General features: G+C 44.9%; 12 protein-coding genes and 1 tRNA gene. 7 read left to right on the forward strand and 6 right to left on the reverse strand.

The genetic code is table 11. From position 1 onward, the window contains the following. On the forward strand, window positions 1-1,852 hold a 1,852-nt coding region (locus LDL35_RS11570), incomplete at its 5' end, for a helicase-related protein (RefSeq protein WP_304022556.1). Window positions 1,853-1,855: 3 nt separating this feature from the next. On the opposite strand, the gene LDL35_RS11575 is transcribed toward LDL35_RS11570, so the two are convergent. After that, entirely contained in the window at window positions 1,856-2,410 is a 555-nt protein-coding gene (locus tag LDL35_RS11575; protein ID WP_048067245.1) for a TATA-box-binding protein, read from the reverse strand. A 199-nt stretch (window positions 2,411-2,609) separates the two neighbouring features. Between LDL35_RS11575 and LDL35_RS11580 the strand changes: the two genes are divergently transcribed. The 5 genes from LDL35_RS11580 to LDL35_RS11600 all read left to right on the forward strand — a co-directional run bounded on the left by LDL35_RS11580 (window position 2,610) and on the right by LDL35_RS11600 (window position 6,360). Continuing rightward, complete coding sequence (locus tag LDL35_RS11580) at window positions 2,610-4,253, forward strand: AMP-binding protein (RefSeq protein WP_304022559.1); 1,644 nt, start codon at window positions 2,610-2,612, stop codon at window positions 4,251-4,253. 111 nt (window positions 4,254-4,364) lie between these two features. Continuing rightward, window positions 4,365-4,449, forward strand: a tRNA-Leu gene (locus LDL35_RS11585). A gap of 527 nt (window positions 4,450-4,976) precedes the next feature. Beyond that, a complete protein-coding gene (locus LDL35_RS11590) occupies window positions 4,977-5,330 on the forward strand; it encodes an ATP-binding protein (RefSeq protein ID WP_304022560.1) in 354 nt (117 codons plus the stop codon). Further along, window positions 5,254-5,808 carry an ATP-binding protein gene (locus LDL35_RS11595; protein ID WP_304022562.1) on the forward strand — a complete coding sequence of 185 codons (555 nt, stop codon included), beginning with the start codon at window positions 5,254-5,256 and terminating at the stop codon, window positions 5,806-5,808. The genes LDL35_RS11590 and LDL35_RS11595 overlap by 77 nt, the downstream gene beginning before the upstream one ends. A gap of 321 nt (window positions 5,809-6,129) precedes the next feature. Beyond that, window positions 6,130-6,360 carry a hypothetical protein gene (locus LDL35_RS11600; protein WP_304022563.1) on the forward strand — a complete coding sequence of 77 codons (231 nt, stop codon included), beginning with the start codon at window positions 6,130-6,132 and terminating at the stop codon, window positions 6,358-6,360. A 129-nt stretch (window positions 6,361-6,489) separates the two neighbouring features. On the opposite strand, the gene LDL35_RS11605 is transcribed toward LDL35_RS11600, so the two are convergent. Beyond that, window positions 6,490-7,317: an Rpn family recombination-promoting nuclease/putative transposase gene (locus LDL35_RS11605; protein ID WP_304022569.1), complete on the reverse strand. Its 828-nt coding sequence runs from the start codon at window positions 7,315-7,317 to the stop codon at window positions 6,490-6,492. A 923-nt stretch (window positions 7,318-8,240) separates the two neighbouring features. Here LDL35_RS11605 and LDL35_RS11610 point away from each other — a divergent pair. Further along, window positions 8,241-8,459, forward strand: coding sequence for a hypothetical protein (locus LDL35_RS11610; RefSeq protein ID WP_304022564.1), 219 nt, complete (start codon window positions 8,241-8,243; stop codon window positions 8,457-8,459). Between the two features lie 273 nt (window positions 8,460-8,732). Here the strand turns inward: LDL35_RS11610 and LDL35_RS15395 are convergent, their stop codons facing one another. The 4 genes from LDL35_RS15395 to LDL35_RS11625 form a co-directional block, all read right to left on the reverse strand. Beyond that, complete coding sequence (locus LDL35_RS15395) at window positions 8,733-8,999, reverse strand: type II toxin-antitoxin system RelE/ParE family toxin (RefSeq protein WP_369694927.1); 267 nt, start codon at window positions 8,997-8,999, stop codon at window positions 8,733-8,735. Continuing rightward, entirely contained in the window at window positions 8,996-9,187 is a 192-nt protein-coding gene (locus tag LDL35_RS11615; protein ID WP_304022565.1) for a type II toxin-antitoxin system Phd/YefM family antitoxin, read from the reverse strand. The genes LDL35_RS15395 and LDL35_RS11615 overlap by 4 nt, the downstream gene beginning before the upstream one ends. Before the next feature lie 601 nt (window positions 9,188-9,788). After that, on the reverse strand, window positions 9,789-9,998 hold the full coding sequence (locus tag LDL35_RS11620; RefSeq protein ID WP_304022566.1) for a histone family protein: 210 nt from the start codon (window positions 9,996-9,998) through the stop codon (window positions 9,789-9,791). Window positions 9,999-10,150: 152 nt separating this feature from the next. Then, window positions 10,151-10,420, reverse strand: coding sequence for a GYD domain-containing protein (locus LDL35_RS11625; RefSeq protein ID WP_304022568.1), 270 nt, complete (start codon window positions 10,418-10,420; stop codon window positions 10,151-10,153). Window positions 10,421-10,482 lie beyond the last annotated feature (62 nt).

The following is a 10,482-nucleotide window of genomic DNA, read 5'->3' on the forward strand; positions in this document are numbered from 1 at the left end:
AGAAGACCGGTTCAAACGGGGAGAGATAAAAACTCTCATCTGTACGTCTTCCATGGAACTCGGGATCGACATTGGTCATGTGGAACATGTCATCCAGTTCGGATCACCCCGTGAGGTCAGCAGACTGGTTCAGCGTATCGGCCGGGCCGGTCATCAGATCGGAAAGGTCTCCAAAGGCACTATTATTACCAGCGGTTTTGATGACCTCTGTGAATCACTGGTGATCGCATCCCGTGCGAGGCAGGGAGCTGTCGAAGACGTTATCCCCTCTTATCAGGCGGGAGATGTCATAGGAAACCAGATTGCAGCAATTGCAGTTGAATATGGAGAACTATCCATTGATGACGTCTTCTCCATTATATCAAAATCTTCAGTCGGGATCCGATATATTGAGACACTTGAAGCAATTATCGGACAATTAACCGAACACTACCTCATCCGTAGGGATGGGAACCGGATCATCACGACCAGCAGGGCACGGCGGTATCTCTCAGGGAACCTCTCGATGATCCCGGATGAACGGAAATTTCCCGTATATGATATTGTAACCAGGAGGACCGTCGGGACGCTTGATGAAGCATTTATTATTACTTCGCTTCACACCGGAGCGGTTTTCATCACACGTGGTCAGCTCTGGCGTGTTCTGGATCTTGAAGAGGGAAAAGTCACCGTTGAACCGGCACGAAACGCAGATGGGGAACTTCCCTCATGGGAGGGTGAGCAGATACCGGTCCCCTATGAGATCGCACGGGAAGTTGGCAGACTTCGCCGGACCAGGGAGTTTGAACTATATACAGAAGACCGTGCATCTATCGCATTTGCAAACGGATTTCTTGACCTGGTCCAGAAAAATCACGGAATCATTCCCACCGACCAGCTCCTGACGATTGAATACTCTGAAGAAGGGGTAGTATTAAACATCTGTGCCGGTCATCAGACCAATGAGGCAATCGGCCGGGTTCTGTCTATACTCCTGTCTGCCAGGTTTGGCTCGACCATCGGCCTTGAACTGGATGCCTACCGGATCCTGCTCCGGGTGCCACGGGAGATCTCCGTTGCTGATGTCAGGGAGATCCTGACCACTCTTGATCCTGACCACATCAGAGGGATTCTTGAACTGGCTATGAAACGGACCTCACTTTTCAAGTGGAAACTGGTTCAGATCTCAAAGAAATTCGGAGCCATAGACCCTGATGCGGATTATGAACGACTGAGCCTGCACCGCCTTGCCGACCTGCTTTCTCATCCGCAGATCCAGGAAGAGACCTACCGCGAACTCTTTACCCGATACATGGATGTCTCCCATGCAACCAGGATCATAAGTGCCATTCATGCGGGGGAGATTCAGGTTGTTACCAGCCCGCCCAGTATGATAGGAGGTGCGGCCCTCTTTTCCTCATCCCGTGATCAGATACCGCCGCCATCCGCTGACCAGGCCGTACTATCTGCACTGAAAGCTCGTCTGGACCGGCAGGAGGTACTGCTTGCCTGTATGAACTGTCGGAAATGGAAGAGTAAAACCGTGGTAGCCAGGGTTCCTGATCAACCAGTCTGCGGGAATTGTGGCGCCCGGCTCATTGCAGCACTAAAACCCTACGAGACTGAACTCTATTCGATTGCAAATAAAAAGACGAAAAATCCGGAAGAAAAAGCCATAGAACAGAAGCTTATCAGAAATGCGAATATGGTTCTCTCAAGCGGGAAAAAAGCGATAATCATCCTCTCGGCGAAAGGCGTGGGGCCTGAAACCGCATCGAGAATCCTGGCGACCTATACGAATGGCGACGCCCTGATGCGGGAGATTTTAAAAGCGGAACGAAATTTTGTAAAAACCCACCGGTTCTGGCAGTAAAAATTACATGATATTCCCGAGCTTCTGCTCGAGGAAATTCAGACCCTTCTTTATATCTTCCATATTCTTTCCTCCCGTCAGGATGATCTTACCGGATGAGAAGAGGAGAGCTACAATCTTTGGGTCACTGATACGGTAGACAAGCCCTGGGAACTGTTCAGGTTCATATTCAATATTCTCAAGGTTTAAGGTCATCACAACTTTATTCAGGTTGATCTTATTCCCGATATCATAGGAACAGACGATATTTGTGATTGCAACCCGAGGTTCATCAAAACAGGTGATACCGGCATTTTTCATCTTGTCAATAATGAGAAGAAGACCTTTGTCAAGTGAGTCGGTATCCCTGATACCCGTCAGCACCACCTTTCCGGAAGAAAAGATGAGTGATGCAATCTTCGGGTTTTCAATCCGATAGACAGCTCCTGGGAATCGTTTTGTATTCAGTTCACATCCATCGATATTTTTTGAAATTATCTCTAAATCTATTGAATCTGCAATAGCCCCTGACGCAACAATATTTTCAATCTTCAGGCTATCGTATCGTTTATCTTCCATTCCAGATATCATGGGGTTTTCCATACCATAATACTAATGGACAAATCCCTCAATTTGGCGGTGAATCCCTCATGCAGATAGATAACCGAATAAAGCTCATCCACCATGACGGTGATACTGCATCGGACCATACTTCAATGGTATATTAAAGCAGCACGCGTAACCTTTGGTACGAATGAAACATGAGATCCCTCATCAGATGACATCATACGATGAGTTTGTTGAAACGTTCAGGATTGATGTGCCTGAGTTCTATAATTTCGGATTTGATGTCATAGACAAATGGGCAGAGACCGACCGGAACAAACTGGCAATGATTTGGGTAAGCCAGGACGGTCAGGAGAAGAAATATACCTTCCGCGATCTTCGGAATCTCTCGGTTGAAGCGGCAAATATTCTGATAAAATACGGAGTGAAAAAAGGTGACCGGGTGATGCTCATGCTCCACCGGATCCCTGAATGGTGGATCTTTGTCATCGCCCTTATCAAACTTGGTGCAGTCTTCTGTCCTGCCCCGACCATGCTGACATCAAAGGATCTGCAATACCGGATTAATGCAGGTAAATTTGAATTTATTATTACTGATACCGAGAATGCTGACAAGGTTGAAAAGATTTGCAGGTTCTGCCCGACGCTTAAGCACCGGATGCTGATAGATGGTGAACTGCCAAACTGGATCAGTTATCAGTATGAACTCTTTTACCCGGCCCCGGTCTCCAGGTCTGCAATAAGCATGCCGATAACCCAAAAGACCCATGCATCTGACCCGATGCTCATCTACTTTACTTCAGGAACGACCGGTGAGCCGAAGATGGTGCTCCACAACCACTCGCACCCGCTCGGGCATATTGTCACGGCACGTCTCTGGCAGGACTTGAACAGCAATGACCTGCATTTTACCTCATCAGATACCGGCTGGGCAAAGTGTGGATGGGGGAAGATATTCGGTCAGTGGATAGTCGGGGCCTGTGTGTTTGTGTATGATGCCAGAGGAAAGTTCAAGGCGACCGAGCTCCTCCCGCTTATTGAAAAGTATGAGATCTCGACGTTCTGCTGCCCGCCAACGATCTACCGGATGCTCATCATCGCCGACCTTGCAAAATATGATCTCCGCTCTCTTCGCCACTGTATTTCAGCAGGAGAACCCTTAAACCCTGAAGTCATCAGGATCTGGCAGGAAGAGACCGGTCTTCCGATTTATGAAGGATATGGGCAGAGTGAAACCTGCTGCTGTGTCGCCACTTTCCCATGTATGGTGCATAAACCAGGATCCATGGGAAAACCATCGCCTGGCTGGAAGATTGAGCTGCATGATGAAGATGGAAACCCCGTCCCCCAAGGGACCGAAGGGCGGATAGCGATCAGTCTCAACCCCCGGCCGGTCGGTCTCTTTGTTGAATACCTGGACAATCCGGAAGCTAATGCAGATGTATTTAAAAACGGGTTTTACTACACCGGCGATAAGGCCTACATGGACGAGGATGGTTATTTCTGGTTCGTCGGCAGGGATGATGATGTCATAAAAAGTTCAGGATATCGTATCGGTCCATTTGAGGTAGAGAGCGCTCTACAGGAGCACCCGTCAGTGCAGGAATCCGCGGTGGTCGGATCTCCGGATCCCATCAGGGGTATGGTCATTAAGGCTTTTATCGTTCTGAAGGCCGGATATGAACCATCAGACCAGCTTATCCGTGATATCCAGAAGCATGTCAAGAAAGTGACTGCTCCATACAAGTATCCCCGTATCATTGAGTTTGTAGAGGAACTTCCAAAAACGCTCTCTGGGAAAATTAAACGAGGAGAATTGAGAGAGAGGGAGCTTCGGAGATATCAGGAGTCCTAAGGGATTTCAGGATTCATTCCGAATCCTTATTATTGGTGAACGCTAATCTGTATAGGCACAATTGTCTCTGATACTTGTCAGAGTCTTGTGTATTTATCAGTCTGTTATCGAGCGAGGATCGCCGAGCCAGGTCAAAGGCGTTAGGTTCAGGGCCTAATCCCGTAGGGGTTCGCCGGTTCAAATCCGGCTCCTCGCATTAATTTTTAAAAAATTCTTTTCTCGTCAGTATCTATTCTTAAATATTTCTCAGTTATTCATTCCAATGATCGATATCATTGCTCTCATTCAGACTCTGTCGATAACGAATACTCTGAAGTACGATGACATCAGCCTTGATAATGTCGATTTAATCTCGCATTTGTCAGTAAATGGGAAGGAGGACTGATTCACTCCGATGGGGGTCTCGGGAAGGATCCTGGAACTTACAGGGACTGGACAGACTCATCAGATGAATGGGTCCCTGACGTCAGGAGAATAACACCTGAGACCGGGAGCAGTACGAGATGTCAAACTCTGGTGAGGGGTGGTTGAACAGTCACTATGATAGTGATTCGGAGATGGAGAGTATGTTTATCGTAGAGGAGGAGGATCATGTCCTTACCTATGATGTATTGAACATGACTCAATTTATCCAAAGAACTTTTACCGCTCATTACCATGCCCATTTATTGCGACTGACAGAGAAACATATCAATGAACCAATTATTCCCTTGATTTTGTTGTATGATCCCGGACACTCTCTTATCCCAAATCTCTCTCGGCGAAGACAGCCACCGTCAGTTCAAACAAAATATTACCAGCACGGATTCCCTGGCAGCAGAGATGGCAGCGTTTGCAAACGCTGAAGGAGGGATTATCTATATCGGAGTCGCTGACAACGGAACAATCCCAGGACTCTCCTCTTCTGACGTATCCCGTATTAACCAACTCATCAGCAACACTGCCTCACAAAGTATCAAAAACCCGTTAACCGTCAAAACGGAGAACGTATCTATCGGAAATGATCGGGTCGTCATCATTCTCACCATACCCAAAGGACAGGATAAACCATACTTTGACCGGAACGGTGTTATCTGAGTCAATCTTCATCTTTGACAACCGGATTGAAATTATCAGTCCGGGAACATTGCCAAATAATCTGACCGTTGAAAAGATCCGGAATGGAAACTCAAACATCAGAAATCCGGTTCTGGTCTCGTTTATCGCAAAAGGACTCCTTCCCTACCGGGGACTTGGATCAGGAATTAAAAGGGCATTGGAAGACTGGCCGGATATTGACTTCATCGATGATCGGGAAGGAGGACTCTTCACCGCTACTATTCACCGTAACCAGCGTGAAGGTTCGGAGAAAAGTTCGGAGAAAAGTTCGGAGAAAAGTTCGGAGAAAATCATTACCCTGATGAAAGAGGAACCTGAATTATCTGCCAAGGAGATAGGAGTCCGGCTTGATATGACACCACGGGCGATCGAAAAACAGATAGCTGCCCTCAAAAAGAGTGGTAAAATACAGAGAGTAGGTCCTGCAAAGGGTGGCCATTGGGAGGTCATGGATTAACATAAAACGATCATCATCGGGCAGATGATCCTTGATACGTTCAGCAGGGAGGAGAAAAAATCCAGCATGAGTGTGTGAACCTCCATCAGGCTCCAAAGCAGGTACACCAGATCACATTACCGGAGAGACCGGAGAATGTCAGAAGCCCACCGGAGAAAAATTTCCTCCACCCAAAGAAGAGCAGAATGAAGAGTATTCTTAGAATAATAAGAATAATATTCACTTAGAGAATGACCGGAGAAAAAATCCAAGTGCAGAGAATACCAATCCCACTTTATACTCCTCTCTCCCCCAGGCGGTTTTCTCCGGTCAGATGAAAAGGTGGATACAAAAGCCATTCTGGATCCGGTTCGTGAATTGAAAGAGAAAAGTTATGGAGAAAAATTTTCTCCGGTCTTCTCCGATCAGGTGGGTTTTTTCTCCGGACACTCCAGTCACCCCCCGTTGATCGACCCTGATAACTATGGCCCGATCAACTGGGTATGGGGGGGACCCTGTGCTGTCTGTGATGGAAGTGGGTGCAGTATACTGAGAAGTTCTCGCACAAGATGAAAGATGAAGACCGGTTTTCGCATAAGATCTGTCAGGTGACGAAAAACCTCATAAAAATACTGAGTGGGGATCACTTATGTATATCCAGATGAATCACCTGATAAAAAAAGAAAGGAGATCGAAGATAATTTATTCGGATGGAATATAGAGGGATGTTTTCAGTTTCTCGATATCAGATTTATCCAGACCGGTAGCTTTTATCACGAACTCAGCATCCATACCCAGAGAAAGGAGGTTTTTGGCAACTGTTTCTCTCTCCTGTTGTTTTCCTTCCATTAATCCCTGTTCTTTACCCTTTATCATCCCTTCCACTAATCCCTGTTCTCTCCCTTTTATGATCCCCTCTTCCAATCCCTCCTCTTTGGCTTCCTGCATTCGTGTAGCCTGATCATGAAGAAACATCTCTCTTGCTTCATAGAGTCGCCGGTTCTCTTCATCAAGACTCATCATCTGAAGTGAATGGAATGCCTTTTGAACAGCGGGTTTGCTTTCAGTTACCATAATTATCTCCTCCTCCGTATCTGCATTTAAAAATATAAGCCACGATAGTAAATCTGTACCTTCATATTGTTCCTTACACCTATGAACTTTTGGAAGTTCCAGAAAATGAATTTCTAATACATCGCTCATAAGGATGTCATGGGTTTTGTCATATGCCTGAAAACAGGTGTGAAGATCTGCAACTGGCATCAGCATATAATCCAGGATATTTATCATGATAGTGCGTTTCAGTTCATGATAACCATGACCTCTGGTAAGTTGATCAAGATACATCTTTGCCCAGTAAAAGAGACTTCGTTTCTCCATTGATTTTAGATCAAGCACCTGCATCTCAATGTCAATATGAGTACGGGAATCTGATAATGCCTTGATGTCCAGGATGCATTCCTTTTTCGTATCAGGTATGAGCATATGTGGATCGGTACATACAACGCTCTCAAAATGATCCGGAAGGATACTATTTAAGAAAAAACCTCAATTTAAGCCCAGGAAGATCGATAATTGTGCAACTCATTCCTCTGATAGGTCCGGATCTTCTTAGGCACACGGGCAGCCGGCCTTCTATGCAAATACCGATGATTTATGAGATATACCAGAAATAGGTATCTGGTGGAGGGTCCTGGCTTGATTCTTTAGAGGAGTCTGGCCAGTAAGGAGAGCCCTCCACGATGACCTCGGGAGTGGGAGGACGGGAGAAAAACCGGGTTGGACGGGAACTCCCACCCCTTATGATTCGGACAATTCAGGAGTGGAATCTGAAAATACCTCTTATAATAAAAATAATATGAATAAGAAAACGAAAGGCCGGGAAGATGAGAATGCATATGGAACACCTGCACCTGTCTATCTGTCACCCACTGCGGATTCTGTTCCCACCCCTCACAATATTGGATACGAACAGGAGGAAGGTCCATCCGTCGTTTCCAAATCCTATACATTAAATGAGGGTTGGGACATATTTCCGGATTCCTCAGAACCAGATGATCTCCCACCCCTGAAGAGAGCAGAAACAACTGAGCATAGAAGCGATTGATCCTGAAGCATATACCCCAGATTCACGGCAGCCACTCGGGACCATGTGCCATCTGTGGAGCAAAATGGGTCCATTGTATAGAGAAAAACCGTCAGGTGAGAAAGGGGGAAGAAAAAATTACCCGTTGCTCTGCCAGAAATATTATTCAAAAGCAGTTGCCAGGGCGAACCTGTCCTTTACCGCCCTGCCGGGAACACTGAATACCTCCCGGATGGGAGAGGCAGATAGACTATGGCAGATGTTCTCTCAGTGACATGCGAGGAATTTCCAGGTCTAATCATGATACTATGACCGGTATCTGTTCTGTCTGTTACTCCTGTGAAAAGGCCCGGAACGGAGGTAAACAATGGCGTTCATCCTGACATCAGAACGGGAAACACATGACAGGTATGAAAAGATCGTAACAATCAGGTCCGGAGAGAATGATATGATTGAGGTTAGCAGGGATGGGAATTGGATTATCAGGAAAGTCCCAATAAGAGATCTCATCCTGTTTTTGATTGGCCTTCCCGTTCCTGACCTGAACCCACCAGAATCCAGGAAACCGGATTATCATACACGATGAGTTTGTCATACTGGTCACCCGGGTCAGAGGGATGATCCGGGAATGGCCAAAGAAGAGGGCGGCATTTTGGCGGGTGGGATAGAGGTCAATTCTTCCACAGAATAAAATTTTTTAAGTGTTTCAGAAGATGGACACAGAGAAGGAACAACAGAACGGTGGATCTGATATGCTGGCATAACCTGAATCCAATGTGGATGTAGGATATCTTTACATTGCTCATTGATACTGTATCATTCCATGCCTAACATAAATTAAGAGTTCCATATAACAGTATCAAATATTATACGCCGTTTTCCTATGTCGGATATACGAAATTATGATTTTATGCTCATTTTTGGAGATTTCGTAAATGACCCGATAATCTCCTATGCGAATCCGATAATACGATTCGGTATCTGTCAGTTTTGCCACCCCTGAAGGATATGGGTTGTGGGCGAGTTCTTCGATGGCTGAAAAAATTATTGTGATGATATGTGGGGAGATCTTTTTCAAATCTTTATTAACACTATTCCGGAATTCAATTTCATATTGATTATTCATGAATGATTCAATAGATGCTTCATATCAGATAATGAAATACTGTTTTCCTCTTTCCGCTCTGCAAGAACAGCTAAATCATGAATATCTTCTACCATTTTCTCATACTCTTCAATAGGAAGGACAACCGAAATTTTTGTTCCGGATTCTGTTATGATGTATTGAAGAGGGTTATGTGTTATTTCTCCCATGTTGAATCAGGCTCAATTATTTCTTATTATTATTTCCTTTCTTTATTTATATTAAACCTGATATCCTTGAGATGAAATTTTCAGTAATTTATATACACATTGATAGTTCCTTTCTGGAGAAGATATTTTTGTTACCTTCATCGGAAACTAACCTGGATGTTCCTATGAGGATTTTTTTTCGATAGGCTGGTTCCTGGTTTCACCGCCTGTTCCTCTCTGCCGGGATCTTTTTTCACGCTCTTTGTCTTCATGATAATCTTCATTGATATTATGACCGGTAATGGAGAGTCATACCCATTAATCTCGATATCTGGTAGGACTTACGCAACCAGTAACTTGACTTAAATTTTAGGAAATGGGATTATAGTAACTATATTATAAAATTATTTAGATAAATTAACAAATTGCTCTATCTGCGTAAGTCCTAATTATTTTTCAGCTTTTCAGGTTGTTGAAAATCGGACTTATCTTATCGTGTAACTACTTCCCCATACCGGGTGTATGAATTCAAGAACAAAGCAAAGGCGGATGGAAAAATCTGTTCATACAAAACACCTGCTAGATCAGGTGTAACCGATACCTGTGAAAAATGAGGAAAAAATTAGGCGAACTTTTCTGCAGCCATCTCGATGTCCTCTTCCTTGATGGTCTTGCGGCCTGCATGATTTGCAAGCTTTACTGCTTCACGAACAAGTTCTCCAAGAAACTCTTCAGTCTTCTGGACAAGAATCTCTGATGCATCGGCACCGACACGCTCAGCGCCTGCGTTTTTGGCAACACGGGTTACGGCTGCAATTGGTAAATCTGCCATAATTGATTCTAAAACAATTATTGAGATACTCATATAAAAATTATCTCTTATAATTCAGAGAAATCCCTGTAGGATGAGAGAAAAAGTGCCATGATATATAAATCAGGTCTGGCGAAAGAGATGTGATCAGATACCATGGCACAGGATGATGATCAAACCGGACCTGAAGGATGATTTTCATCCGCCGGTACAGCAACCAGAGTTTCAATATCCATCCGGTCCATTCGCTTGAGAACAACATTCATGGCAACTTTTTCATCAGGTGCCTCAAAAAGAACAACCGTGTCATACCTTCCGAGTGTCCAGTAGATGTTCAGGTACCTGACCTGTCCCTTTGTATCCTCCTCAATATCTTTCATGTTTTGAGAGACGATCTCTTTGCTCAGTTTTGTCTTAAATTTCGCTAATGCAATAAATAACATAATCCACCCGGATGCTCCGCTCCCATACGGAACTATTCAATAATCTTCCTGAGGACACTATA

The organism is Methanospirillum hungatei, from assembly GCF_020216685.1.
GTDB classification, from domain to species: domain Archaea; phylum Halobacteriota; class Methanomicrobia; order Methanomicrobiales; family Methanospirillaceae; genus Methanospirillum; species Methanospirillum hungatei_B.

Bases quoted from the DNA above. Each gene is read 5' to 3' on its own strand.
- LDL35_RS11590 (WP_304022560.1), top strand. From the start codon at position 4,977: ATGATCCCGGACACTCTCTTATCCCAAATCTCTCTCGGCGAAGACAGC.
- LDL35_RS11610 (WP_304022564.1), top strand. From the start codon at position 8,241: ATGGCGTTCATCCTGACATCAGAACGGGAAACACATGACAGGTATGAA.
- LDL35_RS11620 (WP_304022566.1), bottom strand. From the start codon at position 9,998: ATGGCAGATTTACCAATTGCAGCCGTAACCCGTGTTGCCAAAAACGCA.
- LDL35_RS11625 (WP_304022568.1), bottom strand. From the start codon at position 10,420: ATGTTATTTATTGCATTAGCGAAATTTAAGACAAAACTGAGCAAAGAG.
- LDL35_RS11595 (WP_304022562.1), top strand. From the start codon at position 5,254: ATGATCGGGTCGTCATCATTCTCACCATACCCAAAGGACAGGATAAAC.
- LDL35_RS15395 (WP_369694927.1), bottom strand. From the start codon at position 8,999: ATGAATAATCAATATGAAATTGAATTCCGGAATAGTGTTAATAAAGAT.
- LDL35_RS11615 (WP_304022565.1), bottom strand. From the start codon at position 9,187: ATGGGAGAAATAACACATAACCCTCTTCAATACATCATAACAGAATCC.
- LDL35_RS11580 (WP_304022559.1), top strand. From the start codon at position 2,610: ATGACATCATACGATGAGTTTGTTGAAACGTTCAGGATTGATGTGCCT.
- LDL35_RS11575 (WP_048067245.1), bottom strand. From the start codon at position 2,410: ATGGAAGATAAACGATACGATAGCCTGAAGATTGAAAATATTGTTGCG.